The sequence below is a fragment of the Pseudonocardia sediminis genome (genome assembly GCF_004217185.1).
Lineage (GTDB): Bacteria > Actinomycetota > Actinomycetes > Mycobacteriales > Pseudonocardiaceae > Pseudonocardia > Pseudonocardia sediminis.
Genome location: NZ_SHKL01000001.1, coordinates 2,765,731 through 2,782,563 on the forward strand (window position 1 = coordinate 2,765,731; position 16,833 = coordinate 2,782,563).

Genomic DNA, 16,833 nt, shown 5'->3' on the forward strand with positions numbered 1-16,833 from the left:
ACATACGCATGAAGGCACTCGTCTATCACGGTCCGCGCCAGGTCAGCGTCGATGAGGTCCCCGACGCCCGGATCGAGAAGCCCACCGACGTCCTGGTGAAGATCACCTCGACCAACATATGCGGGTCGGACCTGCACATGTACGAAGGCCGCACCGACTTCGAGCAGGGCCGCATCTTCGGCCACGAGAACCTCGGCGAGGTCGTCGAGGTCGGTGGCGGCGTCGACAAGATCCGGGTCGGGGACATGGTCTCCGCGCCGTTCAACGTCAGCTGCGGGCACTGCAACAACTGCGAACACGGACTGACCAACTACTGCCTGGCCGCCAACGAGCCCGGCGTAGCAGGGGGCGCCTACGGGTTCGCCGACATGGGCGGCTGGGCCGGGGGGCAGGCCGAGTACCTGCGCATCCCGTGGGGCGACTTCCAGTGCCTGCGCCTGCCCGAGGACGCCCGCGAGAAGCAGAACGACTACACGATGCTCTCTGACATCCTGCCCACCGGTTGGCACGCGGTGGAGATGTCCGGCCTGGTTCCCGGCGAGACGATCGTGATCTACGGCGCCGGCCCGGTCGGGCTGATGGCCGCCCTCTCTGCGTCGATCAAGGGCGCGGCGAAGGTGATGGTCGTCGACCGCCACCCCGACCGGCTCAAGCTGGCCGAACAGGTCGGCGCGATCCCGATCGACGATTCGAAGGGCTCCCCGGTCGACCAGGTCATGGAGCAGACCAAGGGTCGCGGCGCCGACCGCGGCGCCGAGTGCGTCGGCTACCAGGCCCATGACCCCCAGGGCAACGAGGACAACGCGCTCACGATCAACAACCTGATCGCCTCGGTGAAGTTCACCGGCGGGATCGGCACCGTCGGCGTGTTCATCCCGCAGGACCCCGGCGCCCCCGACGAGCTCGCCCAGCAGGGCAAGGCCCGGATCGACTTCGGCAGCTTCTGGTTCAAGGGCCAGCAGATGGGGTGCGGGCAGGCCCCGGTCAAACGCTACAACCGCCACCTGCGCAACCTCATCGCCGAGGACAAGATCACCCCGTCCTGGATCGTGTCCCACAACCTGACCCTCGACCAGGCGCCGGAGGCCTACCAGCACTTCGACGCCCGTGACGAGGGCTGGACCAAGGTCGTCCTCAACCCCTCCCGGCCCAGCTGAACGAGCCGGTCGAATCTCCGAAGGAGCAGACGATGAGACAGGTCGAGACAGTGGGCCTCGACGATGCCCGCAGGGTCATCGCCGCGGGCGAGCAGAGGGCCCGCGAGATCGGGTCGCCGAGCAACGTGGCGGTGGTCGACACGGGCGGGAACCTGGTCGCACACATCCGGATAGACGACGCCTGGATGGGAAGCATCGACATCTCGATCAACAAGGCGTTCACCGCGCGGGCCTTCGACACCTCCACCGGTGACCTCGCGAAGAACTCCCAGCCCGGCGGGCAGTTCTACGGCATCAGCGACTCCAACCACGGCCGGGTGATGATCTTCGCCGGAGGGTTGCCGCTGCGCGGAAGCAACGGGAACGTCGTCGGCGGGGTCGGAGTCTCCGGCGGCACCGGTGAGCAGGACCAGATCGTCGCCGAGGCCGCCATGGCCGCCCTCTAGTCAGGCCCACCAACCAGCCAGACACGTCCTATTCGGCAGCGACTGGCCGGTCTCCGGCCGACTCGTCGCCTCGCACCCGACGTGGTCGCACTGACCGACCACCTCGTCACCGAGTCGCCGCGCGCCACCGCGACGCCGACTACCCGAAAGCAACCGCTGTCGTCGTGACCGCACCCAGCATGCGACGACGTCCTTCGAAAAGGAGATGGATCATGGCTGAACCAGTGACCGTGGGGCTTCTCGTGCGTCTCGAGGCGCTACCCGGTCGAGAAGGCGACGTCGAGAACTTCCTGCAGCAGGGGCTCGGCCTCGTGCAGCAGGAGCCCGACACGGTGCGGTGGTTCGCCATCCGCTTCGGGCCCTCGTCCTTCGGCATCTACGACGCCTTTCCCGACGACTCCGGCCGCCAGACCCACCTCGCCGGCAAGGTCGGCCAGGCGCTCAAGGACAACACCGAGGTCCTGTTCGCCGAACCGACGGTCGAGCCGGTCGACGTGATCGCAGAGAAGCCGCCGGCCTGATCACCGACCGGCGTGCCACGGCGTCGGGTCGGGCCGGGGGGAAGAAGTCCCTGCGCACCCGGCATGGCGACGGGCGGCAGGGCCGCAGCGACGAATCCGAACGCCTCGACGCAGTAGATTCCCGGCTCGACCTAGGCTGGGATCTGCTCGGGACGCCGTGCGCTGCAGGAGGCCGGCCGCAGTCCTGGCGAGGCGGCGGTGCACCCGCCCGGCGAGGTCGAGGGCTAACTGAGCTGACTGCGAGGGCGCAGTCAGCTCAGGCCCCGCCGGTGGAGCAGATGTGGGCGGACCGTGGATGTCACATGTGCGCGACGTGGCCGGGGCCTCCCGTACCGAGACGGACACCCATGCAGGAGGGAGCCCGGCGGCGTGACGTCTCCGTGGTGCGGAGCGTCGGGCCTGTCGTCGCCTTTCGACCCGCTGCGGATCCTGCACAACGCCGCCCTTGCGAATCGGCGGCACACAGTGAGGAGAAGCAATGGCGGACCTCGAGCAACGAGAAGCCTCGGACACGACCGTCGAGGATCATCAACGCACTCTCGTCGTGGGCTTGCTCGTCGACCCCGACACGCCCGCGGAGATCGCCGCGAAGCTGGTCGACGACCTCCCCGAAACACTCGGTGCGCAGGTCGACTCCAACATCGTGTGGGACCTGCGAACGATGACCCACCCGGTCACCCCCGCGGTGCACGACGCCGAGGAACTGCTCGACGCGGTGGCCGACCGGACCGCGGACTCCGGGTGGGACCTCGGCGTCTATCTCACCGGTCTCCCGATCCAGCACGACGACCTCCCGATCCTGGTCGACCTCGACCACGACCGCCGTGTCGCCGGTCTCTCGCTGCCCGGGTTCGGACCGTTCCTGCAACACCGGAAGGTCCGCAACGCGGTGGTCCGCCTGGTCGCCGACCTCACCGGAACCGCCGACGCCGGGCTCGACTGGGGACGGCACCACCCGAGCCGCCTCGGACGCGCGACCGCGAGACACCTACAGCCTGTCCTCGTCGTCCATACCGGGGACGGCCGGCACACACGGCGCTACGTGACGACCCGATGGCGCGGCCGGGCTCGCCTGCTCGCCGGCATGGTGCACACCAATCAGCCCTGGCGCCTGGTCCTGGGTACGCGCACCGCGCTGGCCGCCGTCCTGGGCACCGGCGCCTACCTGACCATCACGACCTCGACGGTCTGGCTGCTGTCCACCCGCCTCGGAGTGGGCAAACTCGTCCTGACCTCCGTGGTGTCGGTCGCGCTCATGGTCGCCTGGATCATCGGCGCCCACCACCTGTGGGAACGCGCCCGCGACGAGGGCGAACAGGAGGAGACCGTGCTGTACAACTTCTCCACCGTGCTGACGTTGGGCATCGGCGTTCTGACCATGTCTGTCGCGGTGTTCGTGCTCACCCTGCTCGGGTCGTTGTTCCTCCTCGAACCCTCGGTTCTCGGCTCGAACCTGGGCCGCCCACCCGAGCTCGCCGACCACCTTCAGCTCGTCTGGCTGGCCACCAGCCTGGCCACCGTCGCCGGAGCGCTGGGTTCCGGGCTGGACAGCGAGGACGCCGTACGGCGGGCGGCCTACGGCTACCGCGAGCGTCAGCGTCGCGACGAGATCGGCCAGGACGAGGAGACCGGCGAGTCTCCGGTTTCGTCATCCTGACCAGCCCGTGGCGAGGCACCGGTTTGGACTCGATCTCGCCCGCCCACCCCCGACACGATAAGGACGCCGAGAGCTCGGGCGTTCATCGCACGAGCAACGCGGCCTGCTCGAGGTCGAGTTCGCGTTGAATACGAACGAATGCGACCTCACCGAGACCCCCTTCGTCGCGTAGAGAGAGCAGGCGGGCTCTCTCAGCGATGATCATTGCCTGGCCGTACCGCCGGTAGGTGTCCCTGGGGAGCTCCTCCGACCCGGCGGTGAGCGCCGAGCGGGGTTCGAGGAACGCACTCGGGTCGGAGTCGGCGGTCTCGGTCTGGGCCTGCAGGGTCGCCAGGATGACCACGAAGGCGAGAAAGACGATCAGATCGCGCTGAGGGAAGGCCTGTCCGTCGGGGACCACGACCGGCAGGGCGAGTACCGCGGCCAGAGTCACCGCGACGAGCAACGTGACCACGACCGCGACCGACGACACGACCACGACACGCAGCGGGTTCGACGCGGTCCCGGCGACCACCTCGCGGAGCTGCAGCCCGACCAGCAGGAACACGACGCCCTCGAGCAGCCAGGACAACGCGGTTCGGACCGACCCGGTGACGACCCGGGCACCCGGCTCCATGATCGTCGTCGCGCGATGGCCGAGGTACAGGCCGGCGGTGACCACCGCCACCAGACCGGAGGCGCCCACCACGTCGGCGGGCAGGAACGCCGCCAACGGAGCGATCAGGAAGACCACGACGTCGGTGTAGGGGTTGCGGACCCGCCGACGCACCCAGGCCACCGCCACCATCCCACCGATCACGAGCCCGCCGAGCGCACTGAACAGGAACTCCCCGGTCGCCTGGGCGAAGGACAGGCTCTCGCCGGTCACCGCGCCGACGGCGGCCGTGAGCACGGTCAGTGCCGCGGCATCGTTGAACAGGCTCTCGCCCTCCAGCAGCGCCACCACCCGGCGCGGCATGCGGATGCCACGCGCGACCGCGGTCGCGGCCACCGCATCCGGCGGCGCGACGGCGGCTCCGAGCGCAGCGATATCCGCTGCGGTGAGCCCGGCCGCTGCGCTGCGCACAGCCGTTGGTAGTGCCGATTCTGCATCCCCGGGCCTGCCGGAAACGGCTCTGGTCCGATGCCGGGGTTCTTTAGCGTCGTGGCTACGTCGTGGTCCCGAGGTGGGCCTGGCGTATCACGAGTTCGCCGCGGGCACCGGAACGGAGCGCATCGTCGATGTCGTCATCGCTAGCGGGTTCCGATCGAGCCGTGGACCACGCCACCGACCACCCGGGAGGTGAAACGATCCGACCGACCGTCGGGCCCGATCAGTACCGGATCACCGTGCTGCAGGATCGGGTCGATGGTCTGATTCGGGCCCTGCACAGCCGGGACGCGATCGGGCAGGCCAAGGGCATACTGGTCGCTCACTACGGCATCAGCGCCGACGAGGCGTTCAGGCTGCTGACCCGGGTCTCCCAACACAGCAACACCAAGATTGCCGAGCTCGCCCCCGCCTTCGTCGACAGGGTCCGCGAGAGCGGACCAGCGCTTCCGCAACAGTGCCGGATCGTGACCGAGGTTCTCGAGGACCTGCTCGCCCCGGCCGCTGGGGCCGCGGCGTGTCGTCAGGCCGCCGGCACGGTCCGAGACGAGCGTGATCGATGATGGCCGGAGAACTGCGCGCCGGACGGTGGCGGTCCTGGCCGCCGACGGGGTGGAGCGCGTCGAGCTCGGCCCGTCGCAAGGCCCTCAACGGCGCAGGGATGCCGGTTCCGGCCCTCGCCGAGGGCGCCGGCACCTTGTTCGAGCAACCCACCATCAAACCCTCTACGTGATCGCCGAGAAGCGACCGACCTGACACGTGATCGACGCCGGATGAGATCAGGCGTGACACGCAGTGGGAGTGCGCGGGGTCGGTTCCCGGCGAGTGCCTCACCGCCGTACCGAAGTGGGCGAGGTCGTCGAACCGTCCCGGCCGGGGTCGAGCCACCCCGGGCCGGCCGGACAACTGCTGCGCGCGGTCACCGTCAGCACCGTGCGGGGCTGGCGACGTAGCCCCATGAACTCGTGGCCGATCACGCTCTGGCCGGACCTCGCCGGTCTTTCAACGCCGCGGGACACGGAGGCCCGACATCCCACCGTCGACGGCCAGGTCGGTGCCGGTGAGTGAGCACATCTGTGGGTCGGCGAGGTGCACGATGGACCGGGCGACCTCGTCCATCCCGACCAGCCCACCGGTCGGTTGACGGCCGCGTAGCGACGCGTACTCGGCGTCGGGGTCGTCGGCGGCATCGAGCAGCCGACCGATCCACGGGGTGTCGACGGTGCCGGGGCATACGCAGTTGACCCGGATCCCCTCACCGACGTGGTCCGCAGCCATGGCCCGGGTCAGGGACAGCACGGCGCCCTTGCTCGCCGAGTACAGCGCCCGGTCGGGCAGCCCGGCGGTGGCCACGATGGAGCAGACGTTCACCACGGCCGCCGAGCCCGCGCGGCGTAGCGCCGGCAGCGCGGCCCGGGTGGTGCGCACCAGCCCGAGCAGGTTCACGTCGAGTACCCGCCGCCACTCGTCGAGGTCGTTGGCCTCCACCGTGCCGGCTGCGCCGACCCCGGCGTTGTTGACCAGGATGTCGATCCCGCCGAACGCCGCCACGACCTCGTCGACGGCGGCGGTGACGGAGTCGTCGTCGGTGACGTCCGCGCGCACTCCCAGCAACGGGCCGGACACGCCGCCCGGGTCGAGGTCGAGGACGGCGACCCGGGCGCCGCGCGCGGCGAACAGGGCCGCCGTCGCGGCGCCGATCCCGGAGGCACCGCCGGTGACGACGGCGGTCAGCCCGGCAAAGTCGTTCGCGAAGGAGTTGGTGGCGTCGTTCATGGCAGGGTCTGTCCTCCGTCGACGTGCCAGGACTGCCCGGTGACGAACCGGGTGGCGTCCGAGGCGAGTACCAGGGCCAGGTCAGCCACGTCCTGGGGTGTGGTGAGGCGCCCCATCGGGATGCCGGTGCGGTACTTCGCGGGGTCACCGTGGATCTGGCGCTCGGGGCCGACGCCGAGCTTGCGCCACTGGACGCGTTGCAGCTCGGTGTCGCACGAGCCCGGGCAGAGCGTGTTGACCCGGATGCCCTCGCCGGCGAGCTCGAGGGCCAGGCAGCGGGCCATCATGTCGGTGGCCGCCTTGGACGCGCAGTAGGCGCCCAGGTCCATCCGTGGGGTGCGGGCGCAGTTCGAGGTGACCACGACGATCGAGCCCGGCCCGCCGCGGGCCCGCATGTGTCCCGCGGCGGCGCGCACGGACAAGAACGCCGCCCGGGTGTTGACGGCGAACTGGGCGTCCCAGTCGTCGATCCCGGAGCTGACCAGGTCACCGGCCCGCAGGATGCCGGCGTTGTTGACGAACACGTCGGGGGCGCCGAGCTGCTCGACGACCTCGGTGAACGCCCGCTCCACGGCGGCGGCCTCTGTGAGGTCGGCCGACACCGGCACGCCGCCGATCTTCCCCGCGACCAGCTGCGCGCCGTCGGCGTCCTTGTCGATCACGGCGACCTGGGCTCCGGCGTCGGCCAGCGCCGTCGCGATGGCCTGGCCGATGCCGCGGGCCGCGCCGGTGACGGCGGCGGTGCGGCCGGTGAGATCGAGTGCGGTCACGGCGTGACCTCCACAGGGGTGTCATCGATGCGGGTGTGGTCGGCGTAGCGGGCGCGGATCGTGAGCAGCGACAGCAGGCTGATCACGGCGGTGACGGCGAGCAGCGTGGCCATCGGCCAGGACGCGTTGTCGTAGCTGATCAGCAGGGCGCTGGCCACGAGCGGGACGAGTCCGCCGAGCATGCCGCCGATCTGGTAACCGAGTGACGCACCCGAGTAGCGCAGCGCCGGCGGGAACGTCTCCGAGTACAGCGCCGCCTGCGGCCCGTACATCAGCGGGTGCCCGATGCCCATGATCACGATGACGCCGAGGAACAGCAGCGGCGTCGACATCGTCTCGATCAGCCAGAACAGCGGGAACGCGAACACCGCCACCAGGATCGCCCCGGCCGCGAACACCGGGCGCCTGCCGACCCGGTCGGACAGCGCGCCGAACAGCGGCACCGTGCCGCACATGAGCAGCGCAGCGACCAGGACGGCGGCCAGGAAGGTGCCGCGCGGGATGCCCAGGTGTGAGGTGGCCCAGGACAGGCCGAGCACGGTGACCAGGTAGAAGACGGTGTTGATCACGATGAACGCGCCGGCGGCGCCGAGCACGCTGCCCGGGTGCTTGGCCAGTGCGTCGCGGACCGGCAGCCGGGCGGTGTCACCGGCGGCCTGCATCTGTGCGAACACCGGGGACTCCATCAGCCGCAGCCGCACGACGAGCCCGACGATGATCAGTACCGCGCTGGCCAGGAACGGTATCCGCCAGCCCCAGGACAGGAAGTCCTCGTCGGGCAGCACGCTCACCGCGGAGAAGGCCGCGGTGGAGAGCACCAGCCCGAGCGGGCTGCCGACCTGCGGCCACGACCCGTACAGGCCGGCCTTGCCCGGCGGTGCATGCTCGACGGCCATCAGCACCGCTCCGCCCCACTCGCCGCCGACGGCGACGCCCTGGATGAACCGGAGCGCCACGATGAGGATCGGGGCCAGGACGCCGATCTGCGCGAAGCCGGGAACGAGACCCATCGCCAGTGTGCCGAGGCCCATCGCGAGCAGCGAGATGACCAGCATCTTCTTGCGGCCGACGCGGTCGCCGAAGTGGCCGAACACGATGCCACCGAGCGGGCGGGCTGCGAAGCCCACCGCGTAGGTGGACAGCGCCGCGAGCAGGCCCGCGGCCGGTGAGAACTCGGGGAAGAACAGCCGCGGGAACACCAGCGCCGCGGCGGTGCCGTAGATGTAGAAGTCGTACCACTCGACGGTGGTACCGATCAGGCTGGCGAAGGCGACCTTGCCGCTCTGCCGCCGGCTTCCCGGCGGGGCGTGTACTGCGCTCACTGACGTCTCTGTCATGGCACTGGACCTCTTGTCGGTGGTGTCAGGGGGTGGGTGCGGGATGGGTTCTGGGCGCCAGCGCGGCGTCGAACGCGCTCGTGATGGCCTCGCGGGCCTTGCCGGCCCGGGCGGCGTCGCCGAGCACGAGCACCTCGGTGCCCGGCTCGAGGGGGAGACGGCGGGCCAGTGCGGCGCCGCGTCCGGTGCGCAGCCGGTAGTAGAGGCTGTCGCGGACCCGGGCCGAGGCGAACAGCCGGGCGGCGGCCCCGGAGCGGGCGGCGCGGGTGCGCAGCAGGCGGGGGACCACGGCGCCGAGCCCGAACCGGTAGTCCGCGCCGGTGGCCACCGCGACCAGGTCGGCCCCGCGCAGGTCGTCGCCGGTGGCCTCCGAGCCGTAGCGGAACCGGACGCCTCCGAGCCGACAGGCCCGTTCGAGCTCGCCGATGTAGGCCTCGAACGTCGGTTCGGCCGCGGCGACGTCGTTGAACCGGGGCGCGAGCCCGGTGAGCCGGAACGCCCCGCCGGCGCGATCCGCCTTGTCGATCACGGTGACGTCGTTGCCCGCGGCGACCAGCGAGGCGTAGCTCAGCCCGGCCGGTCCGGCGCCGAGGACCACGATCCGCCGGCTCTGCGGTGCGCTCGTGCCGGCGTAGACGTTCTCGCGACCGGTCGCCGGGTTCACCACGCAGGACAGCTGGGCACCGGAGCGCATGTTCGTGATGCAGTGGTTGCAGGCCAGGCAGCGCCGGACCGGAGCCCCGGCCTGTGCCTTGACCACCCAGTGCGGGTCGGCGATCAGCGGTCGGCCCAGGGCCACGACGTCGAGCTTGCCGTCGGCCACGGCGCGGGCGGCGAGGTCGGGATCGCCGAGCCGCCCGACCCCGATCACCGGGACGTCGACGAGCCGCTTCATCCGGGCCGCGTACTCCACGAACGTCGCCGCGGGGTAGGCCATCGGCGGGATCATCCGCTCGGCGGCCGGCAGCGAGCGGTAGTGCCCGGCGGTCACGCTGACCGCGTCGGCGCCGTCCCGCTCGGACCACCGGCCGACCTGTATGCCCTCGTCGGCGGTGAGCCCGCCCGGGAAGAAGTCCTCCACCCCGATCCGGAAGATCACCGGCAGGCCCGGGACCTCGGACTTGATGCGGCGCAGGATCTCCAGGCCGAACCGGGCCCGGTTCTCCAGCGATCCGCCGTAGCAGTCGGTGCGGGTGTTCTCCAGCGGGGACAGGAACTGCGAGATCAGGTAACCGTGCGCGCCGTGCAGCTCCACCATGTCGAACCCGGCCCGCTGCGCGCGGGCCGCGGCGGCCACGTACGCGTCGACCGTCTCGCGGATCCGGGCCGGCGACATGGCCTCCGGGACGGCGATCTCGCTCTCCACCTCGAAGACCGGGGTGGGTACGGCCGACGGCGCCACGGGGGTGGTGCCGGAGACCGCGGACCGGGCCCGGCTGCCGCCGTGCCCGAGCTGGATCGACGCGCGCGCCCCGGCCTCGTGGACCGTCTCGACGAGCCTGCGCAGGCCGGGCAGGAACATGTCGTCGTAGATGCCCAGCTCGCGGAAGCGGTGCTTGCCGGCGATCTCGGGGGAGGCCATCTCGACGGTCACCAGCCCGACACCGCCCTCGGCGCGGGCCCGGTAGTAGGCGAGCGTCGCGTCGGTGACGTACCCGGCGTCGTCGGCGAGGCGGGTGGTCATCGAGGGCAGCAGGGTCCGGTTGCGGAGCCGGACGCCGCCGATCTCGATCGGGTCGAACAGGCCGGCTCGCTCACCCACGGGGCAGCTCCGCCCGCTCGACGGCGGCCCGCAGCATCGCCTGCTCGGTGTCGGGCACCGGCTGCAGCGGTGGCCGGACGTGCGCGGCGTCGATCCGGCCCAGCTGCGCCAGCGCGACCTTCATCCGGTTGTGCCCGTCCAGGAACGGGTCGGCGTAGCAGGCCTCGGCGAAGGGCTGGATGCGGTCCCAGACCCGGCGGGCCTCGGTCAGGTCCTGCTTCTCCACGGCCCGGAACAGCTCCACCTGCAGGTCCACCACGACGCTGCCGTGCCCGGAGAGGATCCCGTCCGCGCCCAGCACGAGCGAGGCGAGAAGCGAACGGCTGAAGCTGGACAGCACCGAGACCGGTTTGTCCAGCGCCCGCAGCGCCCGCAGGTTGCGCTCGTAGACGACGATGTCGTTCGACCACTCCTTGACCGCGACCACGTTGTCGATCTCGGAACAGACCCGGACCAGGGCGTCGGTGCCCAGCCGCAGCCCGGACGTCGCCGGATAGACGAACGCGATCATCGGTAGCGATGTGGCGTCGGCGATCGTGGCGTAGTGCCCCACCGCCATCTCCGGCCGCAGCTGGGCGCCGCCGTCGAACACGACCGTGGGAAACACGAGCAGGCCGTCCGCCCCCGCCGCCTCGGCGTCCGCGGCGATCCGCGCGGCCTTCGCGGACCCGTCCTGGTAGACCCCGGAGATGACCGGGACCCGTCCGGCGACCTCGTCGAGGACGATGTCGAGCTGGCGGCGCTGCTCGTCGGCGGTCAGCGTGGCCACCTCCGACGCGTGCGCGTTGGTCGTGATGCCCGCGACGCCCTCGACGTCGAGCAGGGAACGCAGATGGCGGCGCAGATTGTGCTCGTCGATCTGCAGGTCCTCGGTGAACGGGAGCAGATGCGCCGGGATCACACCGCGGAAGGAGACCATCGTCGGTCCCGTCCTCTCTTCGTCGGTTGCGCCTCTCCTCGTCGGATCGGCGATGAGACGACGCTAGGCCCGGGTTCGGCGCGGGTGGAAATGCCGATCCAGCACCACTTATGCTCCCGACGCATGAGTGAGATGCGGGCCGAGCACGGCGTGGAGATGAGGCATCTGCGCGCGTTCGTGGCCGTCGCACGGGAGCGCAACTTCACCCGCGCCGCGCAGAACCTGCAGATCACCCAGCCCGCCATGAGCCGCACCGTCGCCTCCCTGGAGCGTCTGGTCGGCACGGCGCTGCTGGTGCGGAACCGCCGCACGGTGGCGCTCACCGCGGCCGGTCAGCAGTTCCTGCCGCATGCGCATCGCGTGCTGGCCGTGCTCGACGAGGCGGTCGGCGCGGCGACCGGAGGGTCACCCGTCCTGAGGGTCGGGTTCACCTGGGGCTCCACGGCCGAGTACACGGCGCCGATCGTGCGGGACTTCGAGCGCGCCCATCCGGGGGTGACGGTGGAGATCCGGCGATACGACGACACGGTGGCCGGGCTCGACGACGGCCGCACCCACGTGGGTTTCCTGCCGGGCGACCCCGGGGACCCCCGGTTCGGGACGCTGGTGCTGGCCGACGAACCGCGCGTCGTGGCCCTTCCGGCCGATCACCCGCTGCTGTCCGGCGAGGAGGTCGTGCTGGCCGACCTCGCGGGCGAGACGATCGTGATCAACGTGGTTTCCGGCACGACCACGCTCGAGCTGTGGGAGTCGACCCGGCGACCGGACACCGTCGTGCGGGTCCGCAACGTCGACGAGTGGATGGAGGCGATCGCCGCGGGCCGGGGTGTCGGGCTGACACCGGCCTCCACCGGACGGCTCTACACCCACCCGCAGATCCGCTACCGCCTCGTCGCGGACTCGCCGCGGGTGCCGATCACGCTGGCCTGGCCGCGGCTGGCCGCGCATCCGCTGGTCGCGGCGTTCGTCGCCAGTGCCGAGCGGATGCGGTATCGGTGAGATCGGTGACGACACCTAGCCGAGGTTCCCGCGACCGTTGTCGACGGCGTGGCTGAAGGCGTGCTCCGGTATCGGATTGGATCAGACGCCGGCCGCCGCATGCGGGCGCAGGCCCGGCATTCCGGCGGGGCTGCCGTGCGGGATCCACTGCGCAAGAAGGTCCCGGCCGAACAGCTCGTCGACGATCATGAAGCCCGCGCCGGTCGGGCCCGACCGCTCACCCAGCGACGTCCGCACGATCTGCAGGTCGCGCGTGGCCAGCGGCAGCGACCGTCGGTAGACCGACTGCCGGACGCTGGCCAGCAGCAGGTCGCCGGAGGCTCCGACCCGCCCGCCGAGCAGGATCGTCGACGGGTTGAAGAAGTTGACCACTGCGGCCACCGTGTCGCCGACCAGGCGGCCGGCCCGAGACAGCAGCTCCACCGCCACCGGGTCGCCGAACTCGGCGGCGAGCACGACGTCGGCCGGGGTGATCTCGCCGGCCCGGGCCAGCCGCGCGACCAGGTGCTCGCCCCGGCCCTGCAGGGCGGCGGCTGTCGCGTCCCGGGCCAGAGCCGCGCCGCCGACCAGCGCTTCCAGGCAGCCGACGTTGCCACAGCGGCAGAGCACCTGTTCGGCACCGGGCACCGAGCCGGTCAGCCCGACGTGTCCGATGTCGCCCGCCGAGCCCTGCGCGCCGCGGTGCAGACGTCCGCCGGAGATCAGCCCGGCCCCGATCCCGGTACCGATCTTGACCAGCACCAGGTCGGGGGAGCCGGCCACCCGGCCCGCCCGGTACTCGCCCAGCGCCATCAGGTTGACCTCGTTGTCCACGAACGCGGGCGCGTCGTAGCGCGTGGCCAGCCGGTCGCGGACCGGGTAGGCGTCCCACCCCGGCATGATCGGTGGCGCTACCGGACGCCCGGATGCGAACTCGACCGGTCCGGGTACCCCGAGTCCGACACCCCAGACGGCGGGGGTGTCCCGCCCGGCGAGCAGCTCGTCGAACAGGCCCTCCACCCGGCTCAGGGTGGCCTCCGGCCCGGCGGCGATGTCCCAGTCGCAGCCTCGGTGGGCGATCAGGCGCCCGCTCAGGTCGGCCACGCCGGCGTCGAACCCGGTCGCCCCGAGCGAGGCCACCAGCAGCACCCCCGCATCGGCAACGAAGCGCAGTTCGCGCGGCGCCCGACCGCCGGTGGACACCCCGAGGGGGCCCTCGGTCACCAGGCCGGCTGCCTCCAGCTGCCCGAGCCGCTGTGAGATGACCGTGCGCCCGAGCCCGGAGCGCAGCGCCAGTTCCGGGCGCGTCCGGGCGCGCCCGGAACGAACCAGGTCGAGCACGGTGACCAGCGTGTCCAGCTGGTCCGGCGCCACACCCTGTACGGATGCTCCCACTCGGTGGTCCTCCTCGTTCCGCGTCGTTCCGGACTTCTGAGATTAGTCCATTGACTTCTGTGCAAATCAAACCGTACGGTCGCCGTATCGATCGGAAGTGCGGCGCTGCTGCCGCACGGTGAGGAGGTGGGCCGTGCGCCTCGGCTATCACTCGATCACCTGGGGCGGCGTCACCGGCGCCGCCGGCGGGGTGACCAGCGTGAAGGATCTCGTCTACCGCGTACCGGGGGACATGCACCGGGCCCTGCGCGAGATCTCCGCGGCCGGCTACCGGGGTGTCGAGATGTTCGACGGGAACGTGCGCGAGTTCGCCGAGTTCGCTGACGACGACGCCGCCTCGCTGCCCCGGTTGCTCGACGAGACCGGCCTGTCGTTGGTCGGGGTCTACACGGGCGCGAACTTCGTCTACCCGGACATCCTGGCCGACGAGCTGCACCGGGTGCGCCGGGCCGCCGAGGCCGCGGCCCGGTTCGGAGCCGGGCAGCTGGTGGTCGGCGGTGGCGCACCGCGTGCGGACGGGATCGCCGAGGGCGACCACGACCGGCTCGGCCAGGCCCTCGACACGGTGGACGGGATCGCGGCCGAGCACGGCCTGTCCGCCTGCTACCACCCGCACCTGGGGACGATCGGCCAGTCCCCGGAGCAGGTCGAGGCCGTCTTCGAGCGATCCTCGATCGGCTTCTGCCCGGACACCGCGCACCTGGCCGCCGGCGGTGGTGACCCGGCCGCGATGATCCGCCGGTACCGCGACCGGATCCGGCACGTGCACCTCAAGGACCTCGGGGCCGACGGTGCCACGTTCCTGCCGCTGGGCCGCGGCGAGCTCGATCTGGACGGCGTGCTCGCCGCCGTCGCCGATTCCGGCTACGACGACTGGCTGGTCGTCGAGCTGGACTCGTACGACGGCGACCCGGCCGAGGCCGCCCGGATCAGCCGCGCCTGGCTCGACGGTGCGCTGGACCGGGCCGGGCTGACCGTGACGACGAGCTGAGCCAGGGACGACGAGCTGAGCCAGGGACGACGAGCTGAGCCAGGGACGACGAGCTGAGATGGAGGAACCGATGGGGGACAGGCTCCGCGCCGGGATCATCGGCGCCGGGTTCATCGGCGGCGTGCACGCGCACGCCGTCCGGGCGGCCGGCGGCGAGGTGACCCGGGTCGCGGCATCGCGCCCGGACCGGTCGGAGGAGGCCGCGGCCCGGCTCGGCGCCCACGCCGGCGCACCGAGCGGCGAGGCCGTGATCGACGCCGACGACGTCGACGTGGTGCACCTGTGCACCCCGAACTCGACGCACGTCGCGCTGGCCCGCCGCGCGCTGGCTGCGGGGAAGCCCGTGATCTGCGAGAAACCGCTGGCCACGACGCTGGCCGATGCGCAGGCGCTGGCCGCCGCAGCCGACGGGCTGGTCGCGACGGTCCCGTTCGTCTACCGCTTCTACCCCGCGGCCCGGGAGATCCGGGCCCGGGTGGCGGCCGGCGAGGCGGGCCCGCTGCACCTTCTGCACGGCGCCTACCTGCAGGACTGGCAGGCCGCCGGGGCCCCGGCCGGCTGGCGCGGCGACGCCTCCGAGGGCGGCGCGCACCGCGCGTTCGCCGACGTCGGCGTGCACTGGTGCGACCTGGTCGAGTTCACCAGCGGGCACCGGATCACCCGCCTGCTCGCCGCGACCGCGGGCGGGGGCACGGCCACCACCGTGCAGTTCGAGACCGACACCGGCGCCACCGGCTCGGTCGTGGTCAGCCAGACCGCGCTCGGCCGGCGCAACGCCCTGCGGATCTCCCTCGACGGCGAGGGGGCGGCGTACCGCTTCGACCAGGAGGACCCGGAAGCGGTGCGGATCGGCGGTACCGACGGCGACCGGACCGTGCACCGCGGCTCGCCCGCGTCCTCCGGGGCCGCGGCGCGCTACTCGCTGCTCCCGCCCGGGCACCCGCAGGGCTACCAGGACTGCTTCAACGCGTTCGTGGCCGACACCTACGCCGCGGTCCACGGCGACGCACCGGACGGGCTGCCCACGTTCGCCGACGGCCTGCGCGCCGCGGCACTGACCGACGCGGTGATCCGCTCGTCGGACGCCTCGACCTGGGTGGAGGTGCCCTCGTGAAGCTCGGAATGCTCACCGCCTGCCTGCCCGACCAGCCGCTGGAGCAGATCGCGGCCTGGGCCGCCGGAGCGGGCTACGAGGCCCTCGAGGTGGCGGCCTGGCCGGCGATCGGCGACCGCCCGTTCACCGCCAGCCATCTCGACGTCGCCTCGTTCGGCGAGCGCGAGGCGGACGCGACCCGCGCCCTGTTCGAGCGGTCCGGCCTGACGCTGAGCTCGCTGGCGTTCTACGACAACAACCTGCACCCCGACCCGTCCGAGCGCGCCGCGGTGCACGCCCACCTCGCCGCCTGCATCGACGCCGCCGCGCTACTCGGCTGCCCGACCGTCGGCACGTTCGTCGGGCGCCACCCCGGCCGGACGGTCGCGCAGAACCTGCGCGACGCCGAGGAGATCTTCCCACCACTGGTCGAGCGGGCCGGCGAACACGGCGTCAAGCTGATCGTCGAGAACTGCGTGATGGAGGGCTGGCACCCGGACGGCTACCCGGGCAACCTCGCCTACTCCCCGGAGCTGTGGGAGTGGATGTTCTCGCTCGGGCTCTACCTGAACTACGACCCGAGCCACCTGATGTGGATGGGCATCGACCCGGTCGAGGCGCTGAAGCCCTACGTGGACCGGATCCCGCACGCACAGGCCAAGGACATCCAGCTCTTCCCGGAGCGCCGCAACCGCTACGGCTGGCCGGGCAAGGCCGTCGCGCGCGAAGACCCGTTCGACGTCGGCTGGTGGCGCTACCGGGTGCCCGGCCTCGGCGACGTGGACTGGCGCCGGGTCGTCGACACGCTCTTCGAGGGCGGCTTCGACGGCGTGCTCTCGGTCGAGCACGAGGACCCGGTCTGGGGTGGGACCGAGGACCGGATCCACACCGGCCTGCAGGTCGCCCACCGCACCCTGCGGCCGCTGATCGTGGCGTGAGGA

Annotated in this window: 16 protein-coding genes; 9 read left to right on the top strand and 7 right to left on the bottom strand. The window is 71.8% G+C overall.

What is annotated here, in order from left to right; translation table 11 throughout:
• The first annotated feature begins 8 nt into the window (after nucleotides 1-8).
• The 4 genes from EV383_RS12940 (at nucleotide 9) to EV383_RS12955 (ending at nucleotide 3,781) form a co-directional block, all read left to right on the top strand.
• Entirely contained in the window at nucleotides 9-1,157 is a 1,149-nt protein-coding gene (locus EV383_RS12940; protein ID WP_130290145.1) for a glutathione-independent formaldehyde dehydrogenase, read from the top strand.
• A 32-nt stretch (nucleotides 1,158-1,189) separates the two neighbouring features.
• Nucleotides 1,190-1,603 (top strand): GlcG/HbpS family heme-binding protein, encoded by a 414-nt coding sequence (locus EV383_RS12945; protein ID WP_130290146.1) that lies wholly within the window; start codon nucleotides 1,190-1,192, stop codon nucleotides 1,601-1,603.
• A gap of 212 nt (nucleotides 1,604-1,815) precedes the next feature.
• A complete protein-coding gene (locus EV383_RS12950) occupies nucleotides 1,816-2,124 on the top strand; it encodes a putative quinol monooxygenase (protein ID WP_130290147.1) in 309 nt (102 codons plus the stop codon).
• A 478-nt stretch (nucleotides 2,125-2,602) separates the two neighbouring features.
• Nucleotides 2,603-3,781: a hypothetical protein gene (locus EV383_RS12955; RefSeq protein ID WP_130290148.1), complete on the top strand. Its 1,179-nt coding sequence runs from the start codon at nucleotides 2,603-2,605 to the stop codon at nucleotides 3,779-3,781.
• 82 nt (nucleotides 3,782-3,863) lie between these two features.
• On the opposite strand, the gene EV383_RS12960 is transcribed toward EV383_RS12955, so the two are convergent.
• Entirely contained in the window at nucleotides 3,864-4,847 is a 984-nt protein-coding gene (locus tag EV383_RS12960; protein ID WP_130290149.1) for a cation:proton antiporter domain-containing protein, read from the bottom strand.
• A 188-nt stretch (nucleotides 4,848-5,035) separates the two neighbouring features.
• On the opposite strand from EV383_RS12960, the gene EV383_RS32885 reads away from it, so the two are divergent.
• The gene (locus EV383_RS32885) at nucleotides 5,036-5,434 is read left to right on the top strand and encodes an ANTAR domain-containing protein (RefSeq protein ID WP_341273724.1); all 399 of its coding nucleotides are present in this window, start codon (nucleotides 5,036-5,038) and stop codon (nucleotides 5,432-5,434) included.
• Between the two features lie 439 nt (nucleotides 5,435-5,873).
• Here the strand turns inward: EV383_RS32885 and EV383_RS12970 are convergent, their stop codons facing one another.
• The 5 genes from EV383_RS12970 to EV383_RS12990 are packed head-to-tail and all read right to left on the bottom strand — an operon-like array spanning nucleotide 5,874 to nucleotide 11,435.
• Nucleotides 5,874-6,647 carry an SDR family NAD(P)-dependent oxidoreductase gene (locus EV383_RS12970; protein ID WP_130290151.1) on the bottom strand — a complete coding sequence of 258 codons (774 nt, stop codon included), beginning with the start codon at nucleotides 6,645-6,647 and terminating at the stop codon, nucleotides 5,874-5,876.
• Nucleotides 6,644-7,417: an SDR family NAD(P)-dependent oxidoreductase gene (locus EV383_RS12975; protein ID WP_130290152.1), complete on the bottom strand. Its 774-nt coding sequence runs from the start codon at nucleotides 7,415-7,417 to the stop codon at nucleotides 6,644-6,646. Before EV383_RS12975 ends, EV383_RS12970 begins: the two co-directional genes overlap by 4 nt.
• Nucleotides 7,414-8,754 (bottom strand): MFS transporter, encoded by a 1,341-nt coding sequence (locus tag EV383_RS12980; protein WP_130290153.1) that lies wholly within the window; start codon nucleotides 8,752-8,754, stop codon nucleotides 7,414-7,416. The genes EV383_RS12975 and EV383_RS12980 overlap by 4 nt, the downstream gene beginning before the upstream one ends.
• Nucleotides 8,755-8,779: 25 nt before the next feature.
• Complete coding sequence (locus EV383_RS12985; protein WP_130290154.1) at nucleotides 8,780-10,516, bottom strand: oxidoreductase; 1,737 nt, start codon at nucleotides 10,514-10,516, stop codon at nucleotides 8,780-8,782.
• Nucleotides 10,509-11,435: a dihydrodipicolinate synthase family protein gene (locus EV383_RS12990; protein WP_130290155.1), complete on the bottom strand. Its 927-nt coding sequence runs from the start codon at nucleotides 11,433-11,435 to the stop codon at nucleotides 10,509-10,511. Before EV383_RS12990 ends, EV383_RS12985 begins: the two co-directional genes overlap by 8 nt.
• A 123-nt stretch (nucleotides 11,436-11,558) precedes the next feature.
• Between EV383_RS12990 and EV383_RS12995 the strand changes: the two genes are divergently transcribed.
• Nucleotides 11,559-12,434: a LysR family transcriptional regulator gene (locus tag EV383_RS12995; protein ID WP_165438332.1), complete on the top strand. Its 876-nt coding sequence runs from the start codon at nucleotides 11,559-11,561 to the stop codon at nucleotides 12,432-12,434.
• A gap of 81 nt (nucleotides 12,435-12,515) precedes the next feature.
• Here EV383_RS12995 and EV383_RS13000 read toward each other — a convergent pair whose 3' ends face one another.
• Entirely contained in the window at nucleotides 12,516-13,808 is a 1,293-nt protein-coding gene (locus tag EV383_RS13000) for an ROK family transcriptional regulator (protein ID WP_130290157.1), read from the bottom strand.
• Nucleotides 13,809-13,941: 133 nt separating this feature from the next.
• Between EV383_RS13000 and EV383_RS13005 the strand changes: the two genes are divergently transcribed.
• The 3 genes from EV383_RS13005 to EV383_RS13015 all read left to right on the top strand — a co-directional run bounded on the left by EV383_RS13005 (nucleotide 13,942) and on the right by EV383_RS13015 (nucleotide 16,830).
• Nucleotides 13,942-14,799, top strand: coding sequence for a sugar phosphate isomerase/epimerase family protein (locus tag EV383_RS13005; RefSeq protein WP_130290158.1), 858 nt, complete (start codon nucleotides 13,942-13,944; stop codon nucleotides 14,797-14,799).
• A gap of 70 nt (nucleotides 14,800-14,869) precedes the next feature.
• Nucleotides 14,870-15,913, top strand: a complete 1,044-nt coding sequence (locus EV383_RS13010) for a Gfo/Idh/MocA family protein (protein WP_130290159.1) — start codon at nucleotides 14,870-14,872, stop codon at nucleotides 15,911-15,913.
• Entirely contained in the window at nucleotides 15,910-16,830 is a 921-nt protein-coding gene (locus EV383_RS13015) for a sugar phosphate isomerase/epimerase family protein (RefSeq protein ID WP_130290160.1), read from the top strand. The genes EV383_RS13010 and EV383_RS13015 overlap by 4 nt, the downstream gene beginning before the upstream one ends.
• Nucleotides 16,831-16,833: the final 3 nt, after the last annotated feature.

Excerpts from the sequence above, each read along its gene's own strand:
- EV383_RS12955 (WP_130290148.1), top strand. The coding sequence starts at position 2,603 with ATGGCGGACCTCGAGCAACGAGAAGCCTCGGACACGACCGTCGAGGAT.
- EV383_RS12990 (WP_130290155.1), bottom strand. The coding sequence starts at position 11,435 with ATGGTCTCCTTCCGCGGTGTGATCCCGGCGCATCTGCTCCCGTTCACC.
- EV383_RS12945 (WP_130290146.1), top strand. The coding sequence starts at position 1,190 with ATGAGACAGGTCGAGACAGTGGGCCTCGACGATGCCCGCAGGGTCATC.
- EV383_RS12950 (WP_130290147.1), top strand. The coding sequence starts at position 1,816 with ATGGCTGAACCAGTGACCGTGGGGCTTCTCGTGCGTCTCGAGGCGCTA.
- EV383_RS12980 (WP_130290153.1), bottom strand. The coding sequence starts at position 8,754 with ATGACAGAGACGTCAGTGAGCGCAGTACACGCCCCGCCGGGAAGCCGG.
- EV383_RS12970 (WP_130290151.1), bottom strand. The coding sequence starts at position 6,647 with ATGAACGACGCCACCAACTCCTTCGCGAACGACTTTGCCGGGCTGACC.
- EV383_RS12995 (WP_165438332.1), top strand. The coding sequence starts at position 11,559 with ATGAGTGAGATGCGGGCCGAGCACGGCGTGGAGATGAGGCATCTGCGC.
- EV383_RS13010 (WP_130290159.1), top strand. The coding sequence starts at position 14,870 with ATGGGGGACAGGCTCCGCGCCGGGATCATCGGCGCCGGGTTCATCGGC.
- EV383_RS12940 (WP_130290145.1), top strand. The coding sequence starts at position 9 with ATGAAGGCACTCGTCTATCACGGTCCGCGCCAGGTCAGCGTCGATGAG.